The sequence below is a fragment of the Ruegeria sp. CDSC025 genome, assembly GCF_059610805.1.
Window position 1 is genome coordinate 197,820 of record NZ_JBXWOJ010000002.1, and the last position, 21,995, is coordinate 219,814.

The 21,995-nt window shown below is 57.9% G+C and carries 26 protein-coding genes; 10 read left to right on the top strand and 16 right to left on the bottom strand.

The window, feature by feature from the left end; translation table 11 throughout:
* Nucleotides 1-51 precede the first annotated feature (51 nt).
* From AC2FH8_RS04115 to AC2FH8_RS04125, 3 genes are all read left to right on the top strand, one after another.
* On the top strand, nt 52-888 hold the full coding sequence (locus AC2FH8_RS04115; RefSeq protein WP_496688396.1) for a ferritin-like domain-containing protein: 837 nt from the start codon (nt 52-54) through the stop codon (nt 886-888).
* Between the two features lie 210 nt (nt 889-1,098).
* Nucleotides 1,099-2,424, top strand: a complete 1,326-nt coding sequence (locus AC2FH8_RS04120) for a M23 family metallopeptidase (RefSeq protein WP_281994469.1) — start codon at nt 1,099-1,101, stop codon at nt 2,422-2,424.
* Nucleotides 2,414-2,914, top strand: a complete 501-nt coding sequence (locus AC2FH8_RS04125) for a bactofilin family protein (protein WP_271947570.1) — start codon at nt 2,414-2,416, stop codon at nt 2,912-2,914. The genes AC2FH8_RS04120 and AC2FH8_RS04125 overlap by 11 nt, the downstream gene beginning before the upstream one ends.
* A 77-nt stretch (nt 2,915-2,991) precedes the next feature.
* Here the strand turns inward: AC2FH8_RS04125 and AC2FH8_RS04130 are convergent, their stop codons facing one another.
* Nucleotides 2,992-3,789 (bottom strand): hypothetical protein, encoded by a 798-nt coding sequence (locus tag AC2FH8_RS04130; RefSeq protein WP_281994468.1) that lies wholly within the window; start codon nt 3,787-3,789, stop codon nt 2,992-2,994.
* A 153-nt stretch (nt 3,790-3,942) separates the two neighbouring features.
* On the opposite strand from AC2FH8_RS04130, the gene aqpZ reads away from it, so the two are divergent.
* Nucleotides 3,943-4,629, top strand: coding sequence for an aquaporin Z (gene aqpZ / locus AC2FH8_RS04135; RefSeq protein ID WP_281994467.1), 687 nt, complete (start codon nt 3,943-3,945; stop codon nt 4,627-4,629).
* A 59-nt stretch (nt 4,630-4,688) separates the two neighbouring features.
* Here the strand turns inward: aqpZ and AC2FH8_RS04140 are convergent, their stop codons facing one another.
* Nucleotides 4,689-5,237: a peptidylprolyl isomerase gene (locus AC2FH8_RS04140; RefSeq protein WP_142633219.1), complete on the bottom strand. Its 549-nt coding sequence runs from the start codon at nt 5,235-5,237 to the stop codon at nt 4,689-4,691.
* The gene (locus AC2FH8_RS04145; protein ID WP_271947577.1) at nt 5,230-5,736 is read right to left on the bottom strand and encodes a peptidylprolyl isomerase; all 507 of its coding nucleotides are present in this window, start codon (nt 5,734-5,736) and stop codon (nt 5,230-5,232) included. Before AC2FH8_RS04145 ends, AC2FH8_RS04140 begins: the two co-directional genes overlap by 8 nt.
* A gap of 133 nt (nt 5,737-5,869) precedes the next feature.
* Between AC2FH8_RS04145 and AC2FH8_RS04150 the strand changes: the two genes are divergently transcribed.
* The 5 genes from AC2FH8_RS04150 to AC2FH8_RS04170 all read left to right on the top strand — a co-directional run bounded on the left by AC2FH8_RS04150 (nt 5,870) and on the right by AC2FH8_RS04170 (nt 11,357).
* Nucleotides 5,870-7,060: a phosphoglycerate kinase gene (locus AC2FH8_RS04150; RefSeq protein WP_496688400.1), complete on the top strand. Its 1,191-nt coding sequence runs from the start codon at nt 5,870-5,872 to the stop codon at nt 7,058-7,060.
* A 126-nt stretch (nt 7,061-7,186) separates the two neighbouring features.
* Nucleotides 7,187-7,486 carry an FtsB family cell division protein gene (locus tag AC2FH8_RS04155; protein ID WP_185956602.1) on the top strand — a complete coding sequence of 100 codons (300 nt, stop codon included), beginning with the start codon at nt 7,187-7,189 and terminating at the stop codon, nt 7,484-7,486.
* Nucleotides 7,487-7,661: 175 nt separating this feature from the next.
* On the top strand, nt 7,662-8,651 hold the full coding sequence (gene pdhA, locus AC2FH8_RS04160) for a pyruvate dehydrogenase (acetyl-transferring) E1 component subunit alpha (protein ID WP_142633213.1): 990 nt from the start codon (nt 7,662-7,664) through the stop codon (nt 8,649-8,651).
* A gap of 15 nt (nt 8,652-8,666) precedes the next feature.
* Complete coding sequence (locus tag AC2FH8_RS04165; protein WP_496688402.1) at nt 8,667-10,037, top strand: pyruvate dehydrogenase complex E1 component subunit beta; 1,371 nt, start codon at nt 8,667-8,669, stop codon at nt 10,035-10,037.
* A gap of 15 nt (nt 10,038-10,052) precedes the next feature.
* Nucleotides 10,053-11,357, top strand: coding sequence for a pyruvate dehydrogenase complex dihydrolipoamide acetyltransferase (locus AC2FH8_RS04170; protein WP_496688404.1), 1,305 nt, complete (start codon nt 10,053-10,055; stop codon nt 11,355-11,357).
* A gap of 54 nt (nt 11,358-11,411) precedes the next feature.
* Here AC2FH8_RS04170 and cysE read toward each other — a convergent pair whose 3' ends face one another.
* Entirely contained in the window at nt 11,412-12,227 is an 816-nt protein-coding gene (gene cysE, locus AC2FH8_RS04175; RefSeq protein WP_496688406.1) for a serine O-acetyltransferase, read from the bottom strand.
* An 84-nt stretch (nt 12,228-12,311) separates the two neighbouring features.
* Between cysE and AC2FH8_RS04180 the strand changes: the two genes are divergently transcribed.
* Complete coding sequence (locus AC2FH8_RS04180) at nt 12,312-12,650, top strand: TraR/DksA family transcriptional regulator (RefSeq protein ID WP_496688408.1); 339 nt, start codon at nt 12,312-12,314, stop codon at nt 12,648-12,650.
* Here AC2FH8_RS04180 and AC2FH8_RS04185 read toward each other — a convergent pair.
* Genes AC2FH8_RS04185 through AC2FH8_RS04240 form a run of 12 tightly spaced genes read right to left on the bottom strand, consistent with a single transcriptional unit; the run spans nt 12,631 to nt 21,830 of the window.
* Entirely contained in the window at nt 12,631-12,927 is a 297-nt protein-coding gene (locus AC2FH8_RS04185; RefSeq protein WP_496688410.1) for a DUF7742 family protein, read from the bottom strand. The two genes, AC2FH8_RS04180 and AC2FH8_RS04185, sit on opposite strands and share 20 nt — an antisense overlap.
* Before the next feature lie 5 nt (nt 12,928-12,932).
* Nucleotides 12,933-16,895 (bottom strand): baseplate multidomain protein megatron, encoded by a 3,963-nt coding sequence (locus AC2FH8_RS04190; protein ID WP_496688412.1) that lies wholly within the window; start codon nt 16,893-16,895, stop codon nt 12,933-12,935.
* Nucleotides 16,896-17,342, bottom strand: coding sequence for a C40 family peptidase (locus AC2FH8_RS04195; RefSeq protein WP_271947589.1), 447 nt, complete (start codon nt 17,340-17,342; stop codon nt 16,896-16,898).
* Entirely contained in the window at nt 17,339-18,226 is an 888-nt protein-coding gene (locus AC2FH8_RS04200; protein ID WP_496688414.1) for a phage/gene transfer agent baseplate hub protein, read from the bottom strand. Before AC2FH8_RS04200 ends, AC2FH8_RS04195 begins: the two co-directional genes overlap by 4 nt.
* On the bottom strand, nt 18,226-18,858 hold the full coding sequence (locus tag AC2FH8_RS04205; RefSeq protein WP_271947592.1) for a DUF2460 domain-containing protein: 633 nt from the start codon (nt 18,856-18,858) through the stop codon (nt 18,226-18,228). The genes AC2FH8_RS04200 and AC2FH8_RS04205 overlap by 1 nt, the downstream gene beginning before the upstream one ends.
* Nucleotides 18,859-18,873: 15 nt before the next feature.
* On the bottom strand, nt 18,874-19,536 hold the full coding sequence (locus AC2FH8_RS04210; protein WP_496688416.1) for an RcGTA-type gene transfer agent tail tape measure protein: 663 nt from the start codon (nt 19,534-19,536) through the stop codon (nt 18,874-18,876).
* Entirely contained in the window at nt 19,523-19,732 is a 210-nt protein-coding gene (locus AC2FH8_RS04215) for a rcc01693 family protein (protein WP_496688418.1), read from the bottom strand. Before AC2FH8_RS04215 ends, AC2FH8_RS04210 begins: the two co-directional genes overlap by 14 nt.
* Nucleotides 19,729-20,049 carry a gene transfer agent family protein gene (locus AC2FH8_RS04220; protein ID WP_496688420.1) on the bottom strand — a complete coding sequence of 107 codons (321 nt, stop codon included), beginning with the start codon at nt 20,047-20,049 and terminating at the stop codon, nt 19,729-19,731. Before AC2FH8_RS04220 ends, AC2FH8_RS04215 begins: the two co-directional genes overlap by 4 nt.
* A gap of 2 nt (nt 20,050-20,051) precedes the next feature.
* On the bottom strand, nt 20,052-20,465 hold the full coding sequence (locus tag AC2FH8_RS04225) for a phage major tail protein, TP901-1 family (protein ID WP_496688422.1): 414 nt from the start codon (nt 20,463-20,465) through the stop codon (nt 20,052-20,054).
* A gap of 20 nt (nt 20,466-20,485) precedes the next feature.
* The gene (locus AC2FH8_RS04230; protein WP_496688424.1) at nt 20,486-20,899 is read right to left on the bottom strand and encodes a DUF3168 domain-containing protein; all 414 of its coding nucleotides are present in this window, start codon (nt 20,897-20,899) and stop codon (nt 20,486-20,488) included.
* Nucleotides 20,896-21,234: a phage head closure protein gene (locus AC2FH8_RS04235; protein ID WP_496688426.1), complete on the bottom strand. Its 339-nt coding sequence runs from the start codon at nt 21,232-21,234 to the stop codon at nt 20,896-20,898. The genes AC2FH8_RS04230 and AC2FH8_RS04235 overlap by 4 nt, the downstream gene beginning before the upstream one ends.
* Nucleotides 21,231-21,830 (bottom strand): head-tail connector protein, encoded by a 600-nt coding sequence (locus tag AC2FH8_RS04240; RefSeq protein ID WP_496688428.1) that lies wholly within the window; start codon nt 21,828-21,830, stop codon nt 21,231-21,233. The genes AC2FH8_RS04235 and AC2FH8_RS04240 overlap by 4 nt, the downstream gene beginning before the upstream one ends.
* Between the last annotated feature and the right edge of the window lie 165 nt (nt 21,831-21,995).

The window sequence follows — 21,995 nt, forward strand, 5'->3', positions numbered from 1 at the left end:
GTCGTCATCCGGATTATTACCCGAACAAATCTTGAAAGCGGAGATATCCCGGTGTCGAAAACACTGACCCAAATGGCGACCGAAGTTCTGACCACAGCAGACGGGCGCGAAAAGACCGCCCTGTCCAAGCGCCATGCCGCAGCTTGGTTTGCGGCGCGATCAGGGGACGCTCCTGCGATTGAAGTGGGCACCGCAACACCGCCGTTGAATCCCGCCCGACCGGACAAACCAGATTTGCTGTCCCCCCGGGATGTCCCAAGGCGCCGCCCCGGCTCCGAGGCTGGGCGCATCGCCCTGCTACACGCGGTCGCCCATATCGAACTGAACGCGGTTGATCTGCATTGGGATATCATCGCCCGATTTGGCCATGTCCCTATGCCTATCGGTTTCTACGACGACTGGGTCAAATGCGCCGAAGAGGAATCGCGCCACTTCGAAATGGTCTGCGATTGCCTGGAACAGATGGGCAGTCATTACGGCGCCCTGCCCGCCCATGCGGGTATGTGGCGCGCTGCCGAAGATACAGCAGAAGATTTGATGGGCCGTTTGGCCGTAGTACCGATGGTGCTTGAGGCGCGGGGTCTGGATGTGACCCCCGGCATGATTGACATCTTCCGCAAGGCAAAGGCTGAACAGGCCATTGCCGCGCTCGAGGTGATCTACGCCGAAGAAGTCGGGCATGTTGCTTACGGGTCCAAGTGGTTCCATTTCCTTTGCGGACGCGAGAACGCTGACCCAAAGGGTATCTTTCACGATCTGGTCCGGCGCTATTTTCATGGCGTTCTTAAACCGCCCTTCAACGAAGAAAAGCGGGCCGAAGCCGGGTTACCGCCGGATTTCTATTGGCCGCTGACCGAAGGCCTGCCGCAGCCCGGCTCTGCCCGCTAGGTCGGCATGCACGGTCATAGCGGTCTTTGAATCATCCTCCAGTTGATGTAATCGGCAATTTCTCGCCGAGAATTGGCGGGATTAACCCTGTTTGTTGTGTGAACTAGTTAACAATCTTGCCCAAATCGGACGTCCCCTCTATTCAGTTGCCCCAAGGGACGGAGACCACTCACAACCGATCCCGAATTTGGGGATCGAGAGGTAAGGCGCGTGCGAGCACGTCTGGCAATCAAACTACATTCGCTGCTTGAGCAGCACTTCCCGGAACGCCGGGTCTTTCTGAAATCTGACAATGACACACGGTTCATCCGGCTCAGCTCAGAGACACAGATCTTTGCAGTTGCTGGTGTTGCCCTGTTTGTTGGCTGGACTGCGGTCACTACGGCAATCCTGTTGATGGACAGCATCGGATCAGGCAACTTCCGAGAACAGGCCAAGCGCGATCAGGCGACATATCAGGAGCGGCTGAATATTCTGTCAGCAGAGCGTGACGTGCGCGCTCATGAGGCTCTGATGGCTCAGGACCGGTTCAACGCCGCGCTTGAACAGATCTCTGCGATGCAATCCGAGCTGCTGGCGTCCGAAAACAGCCGCCGTGAGTTGGAAACGGGGATCGAGGTAATCCAGTCCACCCTGCGCACCACCATGAAACAACGGGAATCTGCCCGTCAGGAGCTTGCGGCGCTGCAACAATCAGATTCCGATGATGGGCTCACGTTGGCAAACACTGCCAGCCCCGAACAGATGGAATTTATGACCGTTGCTCTGACCCGCACCGCGCAGGAGCGTGATCAGATCGCAGCCGACGCCCGGAACGCACTGGATCAGCGGGACGATCTCGAGCTTGAGATCCGGCTGATGCAGGAACGCAGCGACGAGATTTTCCGTCAGCTAGAAGAAGCAATGATCATCTCGGTTGAACCGCTCGACAAGATGTTCCGACAGGCAGGTATGCCAACTGACCGTATCATTGAAGAAGTACGGCGTGGCTATAGCGGCATGGGTGGCCCCCTCACCCCAATTTCCTTCAGCACGCGCGGTGAGGACCTGACCCCCGACGAGATCCGCGCGAACACTCTGTTGCAACAGATGGACCAGCTGAACCTCTATCGTATCGCAGCAGAAAAGGCCCCGTTTGCCAGCCCGGTGAAAGCGGCTGTCCGCTTTACCAGTGGCTTCGGCACGCGCCGTGACCCAAAAACGGGCGGTCGCCGCATGCATAACGGTTCCGATTTCGCCGGTGCACTTGGAACTGATATCTTTGCGACCGCCGACGGCGTAGTCACCCATGCGGGCTGGCAATCGGGTTTCGGGCGTCTGGTCAAAATCCGGCACGCCTTCGGAATTGAGACACTTTACGCTCATAACACCAAGTTACGGGTTAAGGTTGGCCAAAGGGTCTCGCGCGGGGATCATATTGCTGATATGGGTAACACCGGACGGTCGACCGGAACGCACCTGCACTATGAGGTCCGCGTAAACGGAAAACCAGTTAACCCAATGACTTACATCAAGGCTGCAAGAAATGTTTTCTAAGAGCAAAATCAACGAGCCCGGAACCAATGCCCCAGAGGCCGCCAAGCCTGCCGCTCCGGCCACTCCGGCAACCCCTGCACCGACGGAAACCAAGGCCAGCACCGCGCCCAAACCCAAGCCACCCGCATCGGTCCTGTCTTCGGATCTGCACATCACCGGAAACCTGAAAACCTCGGGTGACATTCAGGTCGAAGGTACGGTGGAAGGTGACATTCGTGCGCATCTGCTGACCATCGGTGAAACGGCGACCATCAAGGGCGAAGTCACTGCAGATGACGTTGTCATCAACGGCCGTATCGTTGGCCGCGTGCGTGGCCTGAAAGTGCGCCTGACCTCGACCGCACGGGTCGAAGGCGACATCATTCACAAGACAATCGCCATCGAAAGCGGCGCGCATTTCGAAGGCTCCGTTCAGCGTCAGGACGATCCTCTGAACCCTGGCCGCAGCGGAAAACCGGGCGCTAACCCGGCTGCTGACGTCAAACAGTAATCCTGACAGACTGACAGGAAACAAACGCCGCGGGACAGCCTGCGGCGTTTTCTTTTGCAATTCTGACCGAAAGGCTTTCACTGATCAGGTTGGTTCCAGGTCGCATTGGCCTCGATCACTTCTGCGACCATCAGCGCCTTTTCGGACAATTCTGGTGGCGTGCCATCATCAAAGGCAAGCTGCTGCATTCTTCGATACATGACTTCAGACGTGTAAAAATCAAATGCAGCCGTGCCGTCCGGGCTTTCCCAGAAGGCCGTGATCCAAACCGAGGGCGCATACCCGTAACACCAGTCCTGCCAGAACCGTTCTGCCAAAGTCGCCGTTTTAGCTGCGGCTACTTGCGCCAAAAGGCCATCCATTGGCCAACCCCCGAGGCGAAACATGCATAGCGTATCGTCCAGACATTCTTCTGAGCCCCCTTCGATCGCCTTCAGAAGAAAACGTTTCTGGAAATCGTCCAGGACACGCCACTCCTCCGACGACCAGTTCCGGGCCTGTCCCGTCGGATACCGGCTCAGGCTGACTTCGATCCCGACAGAGCTTACCTCTTCGCCACAGGCCAAGACCTCTAGCACACGCGGCAAAAGATAGGCCCAGGTATTCTTGGCAATCCCTCCCGGATCACTCGCTGCAAAATACCAGTCCTGAAGATAGTGCAACGGCAGTTCCTGAATGGGCGGGTGAAAGAAATCAGCCTCGATATCCGGTTCCATGCAGCACCCTTCGCAGACCTCGATATTGCTTGGCTTTGGACGTTTAAAAACGCGATAAGCATCCTGAATGAGCGGGAAGAACGGATCATCCGGCAATAACTTGGCCTTAACCGGCTTATTCGTCTTTGACGTCATCGTAGGCTGAACCCATATTTCCATGCCACACCCATAGGTCTATCTGCCCACTTTTGACGTGGCAAGCGCGCTCAAATACCCCTTCATTCTCCGCCGAATTTCTATGTGTGATGAGTAGCTTCGATATTTCTGTGTTTTGGATTACACTACAGCCCGTTGGTTTTCGGAGGACTTTTCATGTCAACAAAACTCATGGCTGAATTTTTCGGTACATTCTGGTTGGTGCTTGGCGGTTGCGGCAGCGCTGTTTTAGCGGCTGGCGTCGCGGATGTCGGTATCGGCTGGTTGGGCGTATCTTTCGCCTTTGGCCTAACAGTGCTGACTATGGCATTTGCCGTTGGCCACATTTCAGGCGGGCATTTCAATCCGGCAGTCAGTCTGGGTTTAATGATCGGCGGACGGTTCCCGGCTAAGGATCTGCTGCCCTATTGGATTGCTCAGGTTATCGGAGCCATTGCAGCGGCGGCTGTTCTGTATCTGATCGTCAGCGGCGCACCAGATTTCGCCGGGGTCGGAGGCTTTGCGTCCAATGGCTATGGCGAGGCATCACCCATGGGCTATTCGATGATGTCCGCCTTGGTGATCGAGATCGTGCTGACGGCATTTTTCATCCTGATCATTCTGGGCGCGACCTCAAGCGGTGCTCCGGCAGGGTTCGGGCCGATTGCCATCGGTCTGGCGCTGACGCTGATCCATCTGATCTCGATCCCGGTGACCAACACATCTGTCAACCCGGCACGGTCAACCGGTGTTGCCCTGTTTGCCGATGGGCCGGCGCTGGCTCAGCTATGGTTGTTCTGGGTTGCCCCGCTGATTGGTGGCGCGATTGGTGCGCTGATCTGGAAGGCCATGTCTGACGACTGACCCAAGCGCACGCTTACAAAAAGACCCCGGCACCTGACCAGGCACCGGGGTCCTTTTATCTATTCGGTCACGGTGACCTTTTTCATCGCATCCGGCTGGCCGATTACGGCTCCGTTCGGGCCTTCGCCTCGCTTGATCGCATCAACAACGTCCATACCGTCAGTAACCTGACCGACAACCGTATATTGACCGTTCAGGAACGGCCCAGGTTCAAACATTATGAAGAATTGCGAGTTGGCACTGTCGGGATCCTGCGCCCGCGCCATGCCAATAACACCACGATCAAAGTTATAGTCCGAGAACTCAGCTGGCAGATCCGGCCGATCCGAACCACCAGTACCGGCACGACGCATATCGCCACCGACCCGACCGTGTTCAACGTCACCAGTCTGAGCCATGAAGCCGTCGATCACGCGGTGAAACACCACGCCATCATACTGGCCAGCAGCGGCAAGGGCGCTAATTTGTTCAACATGCTTGGGGGCAATATCGTCAAACAGATCAACGGTTACGGTGCCATTGGCCCCCTCGCCCTCAATCTCGATCTCTAGGCCCGTGGCCAGTGCAGGACCGGCCAGCAGGACAAATGCGGCGGCCAGCTTATACATCGGCAGCCACCTTGACGCTGATCATACGATCCGGGCTTGCGGGTGGCTCGCCCCGAACAATGGCGTCCACATGCTCCATCCCGTCGATAACACGGCCATAGACCGTGTATTGGCCGTTCAGGAAATGGTTGTCGCTAAAGTTGATGAAAAACTGCGAATTGGCCGAGTCCGGATTCTGCGACCGAGCCGCGCCCAACGTGCCGCGATCATGCGGCAGTTTCGAAAACTCTGCCGGAACATTCGGCAGCGATGACCCGCCTGTGCCTGCACTGCGCAGGTTGAATCCGTCTTCCATATCGCCGTGCTGCACGTCACCGGTTTGCGCCATGAAACCGTCGATTACACGGTGAAAGGCCACGTTGTCATATTCACCGCTGCGCGCCAGTTCCTTCATCCGAGCGCTATGCTGCGGAGCCACATCTGGCAGCAGCTCGATGACGACATTGCCGCCCTTCAGCTCGATAATGATTGTGTTTTCGGGATCCTTGATCTCGGCCATGTGGCCCTCCTGTCGTTTATCTTGCGCAAATACCTATGCGCCACGCACGCGAAAGCCAAGTGACGCATTGACCTGAGGGCAAAATGCAGGAAAAGAACCGCCTAGATCGGTTGCCAAACACGAGGATCGCGCGATGGGCTGGAAAACACTGGACGATATGGACCTGAACGGTAAACGCGTGCTGGTGCGCGTGGATATCAATGTGCCCGTGGTGGATGGGGTCGTGACCGACGCTACCCGGATTCAGCGCATCGTACCCACAGTACGCGATATTCTCGCCGCAGGAGGCAAGCCTATCCTTCTAGCCCATTTCGGACGCCCGGGCGGAGAGCGGCGCGAAAGCCTGTCGCTGAAACAACTTATTCCCACACTGGAAAGCGCCTTTGGCGCGCAAGTTCTGTTCGCAGCCGATTGCGTCGGAACCGAGGCCGAGCTTGTCGCAGACACTCTGCAAGCCGGGCAAGTATTGCTGTTGGAAAACACCCGTTTTCATGCTGCTGAAACCAAGAATGATCCTGATCTGGCTGCTGGCATGGCCAAACTGGGCGAGGTCTATTGCAACGACGCCTTTTCCGCTGCGCACCGCGCCCACAGCTCAACCGAAGCTATCGCTCGCCTGCTGCCTGCCTGCGCTGGTCGGCTGATGCAGGCCGAGCTGCAGGCACTTGAAAGCGCTCTTGGCGCGCCCGAGCGTCCGGTGACAGCGGTGGTCGGTGGGGCAAAAGTGTCAACCAAGCTGGAGCTGCTGGGCAACCTGATCGACAAGGTGGACCACCTGATCATCGGCGGTGGCATGGCCAACACCTTTCTGGTGGCACAAGGTATCAGTGTCGGCAAATCGCTGGCCGAAACCGCGATGAAAGACACTGCCGCAGAGATTCTTGCCAAGGCGGAAAACTCTGGTTGTCAGATCGTTCTGCCGTGTGACGTGGTCGTTGCAAAAGCCTTCCAGGCCAATGCGCCGCATCAAGTTTTGCCCGCAGACCAATGCCCCGAAGACGGCATGATCCTGGATGCAGGCCCCGAGAGTGTCGCCGCTATCACTGAAGTCATCAGCCAAAGCCGAACCCTGATCTGGAACGGCCCTTTGGGCGCCTTTGAACTGGAACCGTTCGATGCTGCAACGAATGCGGCCGCACTGAAGGCTGCCGCGCTCAGCCGTTCGGGCCAGTTGGTCTCGGTCGCGGGCGGTGGTGATACCGTAGCCGCTCTGAACGCGTCCGGCGCGGCGCGGGATTTCACCTATATCTCGACAGCAGGCGGCGCATTCCTGGAATGGATGGAAGGAAAAACCCTGCCCGGCGTCGCCGCGCTGGAACAATAAATTCAGCTGCACGGGTAATTTTGCGAATCGGGGGATTCACAAGCCGAATCACCTGTGACATAGTGCAGTCAGATGCCAAGCATAATGGCACGACATTGAGGCAGACTTCATACGGCGGTAAACAGAGTGTCCCGTTCCCATCGGCCCGGTTTGGGCTCAGTTGCTTTTTTCTCGGTGGCTTTCATGCTGGGTGTGTATTTCACCTTTGCTGCCGTCCAAGGTGACTATGGCCTGTTTCGACGGGTCGAGATTGCAGCGGAACGGGATGCTCTGTCGCGCGACCTTGCAGCGTTGAGCACCGAAATCGCCGAAATGGAAAATCTGACCCGCAGGCTTTCAGACACCTATCTTGACCTCGATTTACTGGATCAGCAGGCGCGCTCGATCCTTGGTATGATCCGCTCGGATGAGATTGTCATCCGCTGAGCGGGACCAAAATTCTTCGTCGGAAATCCCTGCTGTGGTAACGTATACGTCCCTACCTGAACGGTTTTCCGCGTGTCAAACCACAGCGCAATATTTCCACTCGCCAGAAAGCTTCAAATGTTCTATTAGATAGTTTAACGCTAAACTATCTTGCCGAGAGGGGGAGATCGCCACAATGGCTGCGCGAAAAACCACAAAGAAACCAAACGTTTCTGCGGAAGAACTCAAGACCTATTACCGTGAAATGTTGCTGATCCGCCGATTCGAAGAAAAGGCTGGCCAGCTATACGGCATGGGTCTGATCGGTGGTTTCTGCCACCTGTATATCGGTCAAGAGGCAGTTGTTGTGGGACTGGAAGCAGCCGCCGAAGAAGGTGACAAGCGGATCACCTCTTATCGCGATCATGGGCATATGCTGGCCTGCGGCATGGATCCGGGCGGCGTAATGGCAGAACTGACCGGGCGCGAGGGCGGATTGTCCAAGGGTAAAGGCGGTTCGATGCATATGTTCTCGAAAGAGAAGCATTTCTATGGCGGTCACGGCATCGTCGGGGCGCAGGTTCCTCTGGGTGCCGGGCTGGCCTTTGCCGACAAGTATCAGGAAAACGGCCGCGTCACCTTCACCTATTTCGGGGACGGTGCCGCCAACCAGGGTCAGGTCTATGAGACTTTCAACATGGCCGCCATCTGGGAACTGCCGGTGATCTTCGTGATCGAGAATAACCAATACGCGATGGGGACATCCCAGGCGCGCTCGACCTCAACCAAGGACATCTATCACCGGGGCGAGGCGTTCGGCATCCCTGGCGAGATCGTCAACGGAATGGATGTGCTAGCGGTCAAAGAGGCCAGCGAAAAGGCCGTCGCCCATTGCCGCGCGGGCAAAGGTCCGTACATTCTGGAAATCAAAACCTATCGCTATCGCGGACACTCGATGTCCGACCCGGCCAAGTACCGCACCCGCGAAGAGGTTCAGAAGGTGCGCGAACAAAGCGACCCGATCGAACATGTCCGCGAGCTGCTGCTTTCCGGCAAACACGCGACCGAGGATGACCTGAAGGCGATCGACAAAGAGATCAAAGAGATCGTCAATCAAGCCGCTGAATTCTCGAAAGAAAGCCCCGAGCCGTCGCTGGACGAGCTTTGGACAGATATCTACGCCTGAGAGGACGATTAAGACATGGCAACCGAAATTCTCATGCCCGCCCTTTCCCCCACGATGGAAGAGGGCACCCTGGCCAAATGGCTGGTCAAGGAAGGCGACACCGTATCAAGCGGCGATATCATGGCCGAAATCGAAACAGATAAGGCCACGATGGAGTTTGAAGCCGTTGATGAAGGGATCATGGGCAAGATCCTGATCGCTGAAGGCACCGAAGGGGTCAAAGTAAATACCCCTATCGCCATCCTCGTCGAAGAAGGCGAAGACGCCTCCGCCCTGCCCGCGGCTGCACCCGCAGCCGCAGCGACGACCGAAGCCGCCCCTGCTGCGGTTGAGGCCCCTGCTCCTGTCTCTGCCCCAGCCGCACCTAAGGTAGATCTGTCCCCAGATTGGCCAGCTGATGCCGAGATGAAATCCGAAACCGTGCGTGAAGCCCTGCGCGACGCCATGGCCGAAGAAATGCGCAATGACGGTGACGTCTACCTCATGGGTGAAGAAGTCGCCGAATATCAGGGCGCTTATAAAATCTCGCAAGGTTTGCTGGATGAGTTTGGCGCCAAGCGCGTAATCGACACCCCGATCACCGAGCATGGTTTCGCCGGGATCGCAGTTGGTTCGGCCTTTGGCGGGTTGAAACCGATTGTCGAGTTCATGACCTTCAACTTCGCCATGCAGGCGATTGACCAGATCATCAACTCGGCCGCGAAGACGCTCTATATGTCCGGCGGGCAGATGGGCTGTCCCATCGTGTTCCGGGGTCCGAACGGTGCCGCCGCACGCGTGGCAGCCCAGCACAGTCAGGACTATGCGGCCTGGTATATGCAGATCCCCGGCCTCAAGGTCGTCATGCCCTATTCAGCGGCCGACGCCAAAGGCTTGCTGAAATCCGCGATCCGTGACCCGAACCCGGTGATCTTCCTGGAAAACGAAATCCTCTATGGCCGCTCTTTCGAAGTGCCGCAGGTGGATGACCTGAGCATTCCGTTGGGCAAGGCCCGCATCTGGCGCGAGGGCACAGACGTGACCATCGTCAGCTTTGGCATCGGCATGCAGTTCGCACTGGAAGCCGCCGATAAACTGGCCGAAGACGGCATCAGTGCCGAAGTGATCGACCTGCGTACCATCCGCCCGATGGACACTGGTGCAATCATCAATTCGGTGATGAAGACCAACCGGCTTGTGACCGTCGAAGAAGGCTGGCCACAAGGATCGGTTGGCAGCTACATTTCATCGGTGGTGATGCAGGAGGCGTTCGATTACCTCGACGCGCCTGTCATCAACTGCACCGGCAAGGATGTTCCGATGCCCTACGCAGCGAACCTCGAAAAACTGGCGCTGGTGACCACCGACGAGGTGATCGCAGCCGTCAAACAAGTGACCTACCGGTAAGGGAGCAACAGACAGATGCCCACCGAAATTCTGATGCCCGCCCTTTCACCGACGATGGAGGAAGGCACGCTTGCCAAATGGCTGGTCAAAGAGGGCGACACCGTCTCCTCCGGAGATCTGCTCGCCGAAATCGAAACCGACAAGGCCACGATGGAGTTCGAGGCCGTTGACGAAGGCACAATCGGCAAAATCCTGATCCCTGAAGGAACCGAAGGGGTCAAGGTCAACACCGCCATCGCGGTCTTGCTGGAAGATGGCGAAAGCGCTGATGATATCAGCGCAACGCCCGCAGCGGCTCCGGCGGCGGCGCCAGCCGCCACGGGCAACGAGGCCTCCGCTCCAGCGGCGTCCGAAGCGCCCGCCCCCGCTCCGGCTGCTCCTTCCAAGGCAGATGGCGGTCGCATCTTCGCGTCACCCCTGGCCCGTCGCATCGCCGCGCAAAAAGGTCTCGACCTAGCGCAAATCAGTGGAACCGGCCCACATGGGCGTATCGTCAAGGCGGATGTCGAGAGCGCAACCGCAGCCCCTGCTGTAACGGCTGCCCCTGTACAGGCCGCATCAGCACCAGCCGCCACAGCCGCGCCAACCGGCCCATCGACGGATATGGTTATGCGGATGTACGAATCCCGCGATTACGAAGAGGTCAAGCTGGACGGGATGCGCAAAACCATCGCCGCGCGCTTGACCGAGGCCAAACAAACCATCCCGCATTTCTATCTACGCCGGGATATCAAGCTGGATGCACTGCTGAAATTCCGCGGTCAGTTGAATAAGCAACTTGAGGCCCGTGGCGTCAAACTCAGCGTCAATGACTTCATCATCAAGGCCCTGGCCAATGCGCTGCAACAGGTGCCCGAATGCAACGCCGTCTGGGCGGGAGATCGGGTTCTGCAGCTGAAACCCTCGGACGTGGCCGTTGCCGTCGCGATCGAAGGTGGCCTGTTCACGCCGGTCCTGCAAGACGCCGACACCAAGTCGCTGTCAGCGCTTTCAACCGAGATGAAGGACCTGGCTGCCCGTGCCCGCGAACGCAAGCTGGCCCCGCATGAGTATCAGGGCGGCACATTTGCGGTCTCGAACCTGGGCATGTTCGGCATCGACAATTTCGACGCTATCGTGAACCCACCGCATGCGGGCATTCTGGCCGTCGGCACTGGCGCAAAGAAACCAGTTGTTGGTGACGATGGCGAACTGACGGTTGCAACGGTCATGTCGGTTACGATGTCGGTCGATCACCGGGTCATCGACGGTGCCCTCGGTGCGCAGCTGCTGCAGGCGATCGTCGACAATCTGGAAAACCCGATGGTCATGCTGGCCTGATATCTGGTTAAAAAAGGCCGCCCTCTTCTGGGCGGCCTTTTTCTTTAAGAATCTTCAGATCTGGTGATCTTTGCCCAGCATATGATCCATCGAGATCGAGGGCTGGTCACATCCTGCTTCACCGACGATCTTGGCCGGAATACCGGCAACAGTTTTGCATGGTGGCACCTCTTGCAGCACCACCGAACCGGCGGCAATCCGACTACAATGGCCCACTTTGATATTGCCCAAGACTTTGGCGCCGGCGCCGATCAAAACGCCATCACCAATCTTGGGGTGACGTTGCTCCTCTTCTTTTCCGGTCCCGCCCAGCGTGACCGAATGCAACATCGAAACATTGTCGCCAACGATGGCCGTTTCACCGATCACGATGGAATGAGCATGGTCGATCATGATCCCCTTACCGATTTTGGCAGCCGGGTGAATGTCGATGCCGAAGATTTCGGAGGACCGCATCTGGAAGAAATAGGCCAGATCATATCGCCCCTTGAGCCATAGCCAATGGGCGACGCGGTAGGCCTGCATCGCTTGATAACCCTTGAAATACAGAATCGGTTGCAGAAGACGGTGGCAGGCCGGGTCCCTCTCGTAGACCGCCATCAGGTCTGCGCGGGCGGCCTCAATCAAATGGGGATCGTCAGCATAAGCTTCGTCCACGATCTCGCGCAGAACCATCATCGACATTTCGTTCGAGCATAGTTTAGCGGAAACGCGATAGGACAATGCTCTGGTCAGGCTGCGATGATGCAGAATACAGGCGTGCACCAATCCACCCATCAGTGGTTCATTCTCGACCGCGGCCTGAGCCTCGGTCGTGATGCGATCCCAAACGGGATCTACAGGTGTGACATGACTGCGCTTTTCCAACATGGCTTTTGATCCTTTGCTGCGCCTAGAATGCCATTTAGTGGCTAAAACGCCAAACGCAAACCCGTGATCGGCAAAGCAACGAAAATGAATGAGGCTGACCTGAAGCAAATCAACGAGAAAATCCGTGCCAGGATGGACGAATTGGAGCGCCAGTCGCAGGCCGGGAAAGATGCGCAATCTGTTGTTGAACTGGATCAACAATCTATCGGTCGTCTGAGCCGGATGGATGCGCTACAGAACCAGGCCATGGCCAAGGCGCACCAAGTCAATCGGGACCTGGAATACCGACGCCTTTTGGCCGCGCTGAAGCGGATTGAAAGTCAAGAATACGGATTCTGCGAAGATTGCGGCGAGCCGATTCCAAATGGCCGACTTGAATTGGACCTCGCCGCAACCAGATGTGTCAGCTGTGCTTCTGGTTAATGCGGAACCGGATCAAATGACGCAGCACCGTCTCAAAACACCGGCAATACTGCAGATCATCGAATGAGGGTTCGGCGGCAAGGTGCCGGTTTCGCGCCGCAGCCATTAACGAACCGTTGCCGAACAACGGGTGTAGCCGCCCTGTTTTACTTACATGGCCATCAGCCGTTTCAGCTTCGGCAATCATACGTCGGCATAAACGGTCACGCTGATCGGGCGGCGCGTTCAACAAAACACGCGCCGCCGCGCTGACATCTCCGTGCAATACGGGCCGCACCGCGCCTATCCGACCTGCAGCCTGACAGGCAATCCGGGTCCGTAAGCCGCAGATATCTGCGAAACCGACACCTCATAAGACCCTGTAACAGTATCCGTGGCCTTCATGGATGACGTATAGTGCCAATCCGGCTGGGCAACGACCTCTTCGCGGATCAGGCTACCATTCTGCCGAACCTGAACAAGGTAGGCTTCGGTTTCTTCATTCAACGGCACATCCAGCCCGGACCAGTCATCGCCATCCAGACGTGTCCGCCGCACCCATGAGAACACGTCCCTCGAGCTGGATTGCTGCACGCGAAGATGAGAGGGGGCATAGGGCCGCAAACCATTGCCTTCAAAGGCCTCGACCAGATGCTCGTAAGAGGGATCTTCATACCCTCTGGTTGCAGGGCCAATGCGATAATGTTTGGTCAGGCCACGTTCCGACCGCAACAACCCTGTCTGGAAGACACGTTCGTCCAACAACACGAACATTGATCCTTCGGGCCAGAGATCGGGCATAATCGCATCTGTCCCCAGCTGACCGCGCAACCGCCCGGACACGGAGTAGGCACCTGTCGATTGCAAAGCCGCATCCGCGAATTGGAACACCTCCCAGTTGTCCGGCGTTCCGTCGCCAATCGCCGCAAGATTTGCCCCGCTTAACAAGGCAGACCGTGGACGGGACTCCAGGACGCCATCTACAAGATTGACACGTAAGGCATCGCCCTCGTCCCAAAGTCCGACACTGGCCCTTCGCATCGGGCTTTCGGTGAAGCCTAAAATGGCCTGCCCTGTTATCACCTGTTGCAACGCGTAATCCTCATCGCTTGATGCGGCGTACACCGCAACGCTTCCTGGCCAGGGGTCTGCTGCAACCGCAAGATATGGCGCATGCGGCACTTCGGAACCGGTGATCAGAGGCAGGTCCAAGAATACCGGCAGCACCGGCACCGGAGCGACAAATGGCTTCGTCGTAACTTCATCAGCGGGGGCATCTGGCGGTGTGTAAACGCCGGGCTCGATCCTGACAGCCTCGGCCAGTTGCATTTCGACCTGTTCAAGCCTGTCAATGCGATAGCGCGCGTCCTGCCCACCACTGACCAGCCGCACAACATCCCCTGCCCCGACATTCAAAAGCGAAGGCGGTAATGCAAACCTAGCCGTTTCACGCGAGACACGCGCCTCACTCAGCCAGCGTTCCACCGTTTGACGCCCCTCGGCCCGCGTCATGGACAACGGCATCTCATTTACCGATACCGAATGGGTTTCATCATCAGGCAACACAGCCTCTTCCGAGGCTATTTCATGGTCAGCATCAGACTGAACAAAGCGCAGCCTGACACGGCCAGACATTTCCGCCTCAGCCTCGCGGCGATATTCCACGTGTCCGTCAATGTCCGAAGTGATGGCCAACTGCTCTTCATTCAGGGTCAGGGCACGTGCGCCATCCCGCATCTGAAAGATCAGTTTTCCTTCGCGTTCAAGCGCATCGAAACCATACCGCAGCATGAGCGGTTGCAATGCCGAACGGGCATCCGAAACCTGTTCAACCGCATAGCCCTGAACGGAACCGTAAAGGCCCGAGACATCAATCTCGGTAACACCGGCAGCATGGCAAAGCTCGGTCACAACAGAGGCCAGCGTTCGTGAGCCGGAACGCCCATTAAGCCAATGGCCGCGGGCATAGTTGGCCCCATCGCTCCACTGGCTGCGCAGGTTTGGAAAGGTCGGATAGGGCCGCGCATCCCACGCCCAGACATAGGCATTGGACACGTCCACCATCGGGCCGCCATAGCTGGATGAAACTGGATTGATATCTGCGTCCGACCAATAGCCAAGAACCGCCCTGAGGTATTGCGTCTGCAGAAAGTCGTCCCGAAGCCCGTTTGAATATTTCGGCAACCCGGATTCTGAAGATTTAGGGTCTAGAAACTTGTTGGGCTGGTTGGTGCCTTTGTCTACTGCCGCACAACCGAGCTCAGTGAACCAGATGGGCTTGGACTCTGGCAACCAAAGAGTCGGGTTATCGCTACGCACACCATTGATTCGCTCGTGATGCGGTTGTGACCACCAGTTGCGAACGTCCTTATAACGCCAGATCCACGGCTCGTTATGTGAACCATCTCCGATCGGCGTACGGATTTGTGCCGCCTCTTCTTCGGGCGAGGCATAATACCAGTCATAGCCTTCGCCACCTTCGATGTTCCCACGCAGATAGGAAAGATCGTAGATGGATTTTGCGCCGGCATCCGCATCCACGTGATCTTCACCGTCCCGCCAGTCGGACAGAGGCATGTAGTTGTCGATACCGACGAAATCTATGTTGTCATCCGCCCAAAGCGGATCGAGGTGGAAGTAGCGATCCCCACTGCCATCATTTGGCTGGTAGCCGAAATACTCGCTCCAGTCCGCCGCATAACCGATCTTTGTGTCTGGCCCCAGAATACTACGCACTTGCCCTGCCAAAACGCGCAGCTGCTCAACGGCCGGAAATCCGTTTAGGCCACGAATCTGGGTAAGACCGCGCATTTCCGAACTGATACAGAAGGAGTCCACCCCACCTGCCGCCTTACACAAGGCAGCGTAGTGAAGAATAAATCGGCACAACCCCCATTCCTGCGGGCCAGAATAGGAAACCGTGCCGTTTCCGATAACAAAATCATCCGCTCGCGCCTGACCAAAGAAATCGGACACCTGAACATCGGCCTCAGCCATCTGGTCCGGAGACCCGTCCCGCCCAAGCGCAACGCTCAGGGTGATGCGACCGCGCCAGGGAAGGTGGGGCTGATCGCTGGCGTCTGACCACGGATCGGGCAATCCGTTTCCACCGATCTGATCCATCAGGATAAACGGGTAGAACATGACCCGCTTCCCCTCTTGCTTAAGGTGTTGGATCGCTTGAATGACCGACGCGTCCGCTGGTGTCGCGCCATAGACGGGCTCGTTATTTTCCTGACGAACGATTTGGGCGGTTGCCCTTGTCAGCCCCGCGACACCCCAGGACATATTTTTGCCTTCGATACCATTTTGCAGAACCTTTGGTTGTATCTTGCATTGACCGCATCGCAGATCACTTCCGAACCAGGACACAACCAAAGAGGCGGCTTCACAGCCCGGAAGTTCACTTTTCAAGGCTTGTGTGGACGTCACGAGATCAGGCAAACCAGAGGTTGAATTCACATTGGCCGCCCAACTGCGGCCGCGGCCTTTTGTGTAATTCACCTGCTGGGACGCCAGTGCATATTCACCGGTCCCAGGCATTAGCGCCACGCCTCGTACAATACGTGACAAGGAATTTTCGGTATCAGGCAAACCAGGCTGCTCTTGCCGCACGACCTCGAACGAGAACTGCGGGACGCGGTTTCCAAAAGCGCCCAGCTTCAAATCTTCGATCACAATATAGGCGGTGCCACGATAGGCCGGGACATTTCCAGTACCTTCGATTGCTTCGATCAACGGATCGGGCAGCTGATCGTCGGTGCCAGGATAGACGCGCATATTCAAACTGCTGCGCTCAATCTCTTCGCCATCTGCCCAGACACGCGGCACGTCAGATATTTGCCCCGCGCCCAACGCGACCGCTAATGAAACTGAATAGCTGTAGCTGTTGGTGGTCGTTGTAACCTCGGGCTGCTTGGGGGATCCCTTGCCACCCCCAACCGATTGCGTGGTAGAGCTGGTGCTGCGGGCTTCCAGAAAATCCGAAGCCCAGATAACCTGCCCCCCGACACGCATCCGACCAAAGATGTTGGCGACAGCGGCGCCCTCGCCCGTCTGAGTAAGGCGAAAACGGTCCAATCGGCCCGTTTCTACAACTTCGCTGCCGCTGCCCATGACCGACTGGCTCATCAAACGCTGGTCGATGACACGCCCAAGAGTGGCACCAATGGCACGGCCGATAACTGCCGTGGACAGCCCCGCAACCGTCCCGCCAATGGCCCCGCCAACAGCGGCACCCGCCGCAGACAGTAATATCGTCGCCATCTAGATATCCTCCGTGGGGAACTCAAAACAAGAAACGACCCGCCGTCGCCACGGGTCGCTCAGGGCGCTTTCAACAACGCCATGTCCGGAATAAGCGTGAATGAACCGAGGGATGTCTCGACAGGTGCTGACAATCCCCAAATGCTTGGCAACGCCACTTTCCCGCATACGAAACAGCAACACGTCTCCGACAGAAAACCATGCCGGGTCTTTCTCGATAAGATGGCGGCGTGCTGCGGCCCACATACGCTCTTCGCCCTGTGGTTCAGACCAATCCATGCTATAGATCGGGACGGCCTCAGGTTCGTGCCCAAGCACCGCCCGCCATACGCCGCGCAGCAGGCCCAGACAGTCTGTTCCGACCCCTTTGACAGAAGCTTGATGAACATAGGGGGTACCAAGCCAGCTTCGGGCCTCATCAACAATGCTTTGCTTTATCGGGATCATCGTCTGCTGCCTCCGCGGTTCGCCCCGTTGTTCTTGGGAACGGCCATCACCCAATCTTCGGAAGGCAGGTCAGGAAAACCTTGGAAATTATTGATATTATTGAACTTCGCACGACAGGTCGTCATGCGCTTGTCACAACCCGCGGTCAGCCTTACCTTGTCGCCCTCGGCCAATCCTCCGCTGATTGCAGACCACAGAACGACCGATCGACCTGTGTCGGTCTTTTGGTCCTTCTTGACCGCCCCCCACAGCCCAGCCGCACGGCCTGTCAGCACATCAAGCTGCCCACGTTCAAACCATGCCTCAAGGTGAGTTTCCGCCCCTCGCAGCTGCAAAATACTGCCCCCCGTCAAACCGACGATTTCGGCTTCGTCAGAATATCCCGGGGCATCGGTGTTGAACCCGCACGCCTTGTCGCCCAGCACGGCTGTGCAGGGCTTTTGGTAAATCCGGCCCAAAGGTCGGTTCAACTTATCTGTCAGGCCCCGCAGTTCGGCATGAAAAGCCCCACCTGCCCGTCGCAATTCACCAATTGATCCGCGGAACTGCAACATTCGCTGCGATGGATCGGCCCAGTTCACAAGCCATGCCCGCACCTCGGCCCCGTCGAAGCGACCGGATTCGATATCCTCTTCGGTTACTGCGACATCCGATAACGCACCCATTGCTTCCGAGTTATCAATGGACAGCCCCGTTGCCTGCTCGATCGCGGCCGCCGTCAGACCCGAACTTGCATTGAAGTCCAGGCCTTCAAAGCTCAGCTTCAGGTCATGGTCGGTAAAGCCAAGCTGAACACCGTCTGTGCGCGTAATCGCCCAACACCGACAGGTCGTTGTCAGGCCGCTCTGCAGATGGGCCTGCAGGGCCTGTTTGTCACCAGCCATCAGACACGCACCTCGACCACTGGCACGTTCGGAACGTCCCCTGCCTGAAAACTCGCGACACTTGTTTGGATCTTGTCGGTGTCAAACCTCACTGGCACATCGAATTCAAAGCCGGCGGTGATATCAACCCGTTCAGGCGGAGGCGAATAGAACGTGACCAACCCCGAGTTCAGATCCACCTCGAAGTCGACACCTTCACGCATCTCATCCTGCTCGACGCCTACGCGGACGGTTCCCAATACGGGTTTGACGACCGGCCTTACATAACTGAATCCACCCGAGGAATAGGTCTTTACCAGCTGGAATTCTGTCGCTACGCCATCACCTTCCGCAATGATCTGGTCGCCTTGGGCAACTTCGCCCGTAGCCGCACCGGATTTGAAATCGGACCAGTCTTTCCAGCGAAATCCAAACATCTGCCCCTGCCTCGCCTCGAAGAACGAGACCAACGTTTCGATGTCATCCAAGGATCGCATACCCAGACCGGCATCATAGCGACGCCGCGAATGCGCCCAGGGGGTATTGCGCTCTTCGAACCCATTCGCCAGCGTCACAATATCCGTGCGCCTCTCGGGCCCACCGACCGAACCAAAACTCAGGCTGGCCGGAAATCTCACCTCGTGGAAATTCATGGTCTGCTCCTTGATCTACCTATTGCGATTGCCACGGCCCAGCGCGCGGCTCATCTGGGCCGCGATCTGGCTTTGGCTTCGACGGAAACCCTGCACGTCCGGGGTCGTGATGTTCATCACCACGTTCACCGCAGAGCCTCCGCCAGACATGCGCACGCCCAACTTCCCATCGGTACCGCGGGCCAGCGGCATGATGGCCTCGGGGCCAGCCTCGCCCATCAGCCCGGTGCCGCCACGCATTGGAAACGTGGTTGGACCGCTGATCACTCCGCCGTTGGCAAAGGGCATCACCCGTCCCTGACTGAAACTGCCGCCGTCAGCAAAAGGAAGAATGCCCTTCACAAAACCTCCGATCCCATTGGCTAGAAGGCCGCCGAAATGATCCGTGACCGGTTTGATCGCGGCAGAATAAGCGGTGCGGATCATCGAGTTCTTCAAAACGTCCAGCGCATCGGAAAGGTTCATTCCGTCCATCACGACGCCATCGAACGCCCGCCGCAGGCCGCCGGACATGCCACGCTCCAGCGTTGCAACATCCTTGCCCGTTTCCTCAAAGGCTGCTTTGATGCGCTTCATCTGCCCATCAAATGCCGCGGCCATCGACGCCGCATCACCCAACGAGTCGCCAAGCGCCTCGCCTCGCTCCTGCAGGTCGTCCAACCCGTCACGATCCGTCATCACGCTCTCCTATTGTCTTGTCCGGATAGGCCGCCAGCAACGCATCCAGACCCATTCTGTTCATCGAAGGCATGCCCGCGCCCTGCCCCAGCATCAGCCGCAACTCGGCCGGGGTAAGGCTCCAGAATTGATCCGGTGTCAGGCGTAGGCTGAGGTATCCGGCCCGCATCAATGCGGGCCAGTCGAACCCGCTCATGCCTGCCCCTGCACCATGAAGGCCCTTGCCAACAGCTCAGCCGCTGCACGTGCGCCGTGCATTGGCCCGCCCTCAATCTCGGCACTCAGCAGATCGGCGCGGGTGACATTGGCCCCGCCCCCCCGCAGCCCGGCGACGATAAGCGCCAGAACATCACCGCTGGAATAGGCGCCGCCTTCGAACCGTTGCACCAGTTCAACCAGTGTCCCTGTGCCCAACTCCCGTTCCAGTTCCGCCAAAGCGCCCAACGTCAGCTTCAGAACCCGTTGCTCTCCATCGATGGTCAGTGCCACCTCTCCCGTCCACGGATTGGCCATCGTTACAGCGCCGTAAAGGTCAGAGCACCGGCGCTTGCCATGCTCATTTCATAGGTCGCTTCGCCATTGTGAGAGCCCGCATATTCGATGCCGGTCACCTGGAACGCACCCTCAACAATCCCGAAATTCGGGATGATGATCTGGAAACCCGGTGTCTCACCGTCAAAGAACAGCTGTCGCGCGCGCTCATCCGTTCCTGCGTCCTTGAATACGCCCGAGCCCGAAATCGAGGCCGACTTGACCCCCGCGCCAGACAAAAGCTCGCGCCAGCCACCCTGGCTTTCCAGGCTGGTCACATCGACACTTTCCGCGTTGAAACTGACCCGCGTGGCACGCAGCCCCGCAATGGTCTCGAACAGGCCTGAGCCGTTCATATCCACTTTGACCAACAGGTCTTTTCCGTTCTGGGCAGCCATTTGCTCTCTCCGTTGATTACTTAATCGTCTTCCACGCGGGCGCGGAATCTCAGGTCGATCTGGCGGATCGCGCCGCCCGTTCCGGTCCGACGGGCCGAGGCACGTTCGAACCACAGCCCGACCAATCGGCCTCGATCCAGGGTCAGCCCCGCACTGTCCAAGGCGTCACAAACCGCCCCCGCCAGCGTTTTTGCTGCACCGAACCCGGCAGCTTCGGACACGACAGACACCGTGAAACTATGGACGGCACCGGTCCCCGATCGGTCCGAGGCATCGCGCACCTCTTCCGGGCCCAGCGTCACATAGGTTTGCGGCACTGAACCCGCTGGAACGGCGTCATAGATCGCTCCACCTGAAAGAGTGCTGATCTGTGTGTCTTCCGACAATTTCTGGTAGATTGCCGCCTGCAACGCGGCTGAAACGCCATAGCTCATACCGCCACCTCCTCATCCGCAAAGCAGATCAGGTACTGGCCGCGCGGGTCTCGCTCGGCGACGGCGCGGATAACGAAACGGCGTGTGCCTTCCGCAAACCGCTGATCCGGCGAGGGGCGCATGCTCGATCCTTCTGGCGTGCCACGAACCACAATCTGGTAGCCGACACGCGAAACCGGCAACCCTGCAACATTTCTCTCTGACCCGCTGCGCGCAGTGACTTCGGCCCAAACCGAGCCCAAGGCGACCCATGTTTCCAGATACCCACCGGCGCCATCAGCGGTGCGCACAGAGGATTCAAGCAACAGTTTTCTATTCAGCCGGGGCGCCTTCATTGGGCCACCCCTGCACCAAAACGAACCACACGATAGCGTTGGATCAGGCTGGTCACGCCAAAGGGCATACAGCCGGCACCCAACGTGGTCTCATCCCGGTATTCATAGTAATGCGCGGCCAACAACAGAACCGCCTGCCCAAGATCTGCCGGCAAGTTTGACCATTCCCCGGCAATACCGGCGATAAACGCGATCTTCACGGATCCGCCGGTCGAAATAGCGGGCAAGACAGCCCCGGCAGGGCGTATCCGCGGGCGCTGGCTATCGCGATCCAATCTGTATCTGTCAGACGAAACGGCGGTTTCAGTACCCGCTGCATCCGTCAAACTGACCGTATTGATGGTCGAGACCGGCGCCACAGGCAGCACTTCGCCCGCAGGGTCACGCCAACTGTTAAGGCTCCAGGAAAACTCACGCGTGATAAGTACCTTCCCGGTACGCGCCTCAATCGCAGCAATCGCCGCCCTTAAGAAGCCCTTGAGCACTTCATCCTGCACGCTGGCACCAGTAAAGCCTGTTCCCAGCCTCAAATGCGCCTTGAACTGATCCACCGGCAGCGCCGCATCCGCGATGGCGGTTTCTTCGATCAACATCATCCATTCACTCCGCAATCTCGGACCCCTCCGGGGCCGTAACTTCAGGAATTGACGGGCACGCGCCGCCCCACGTTGCTCGGACGGAGGGGAGCAGCTAGACAACGCAGGGGTCTCACCCCGACCCGCGCCCGCCGCCCCGAGGGGTGAAGGCCCCCCGGGTTTCAG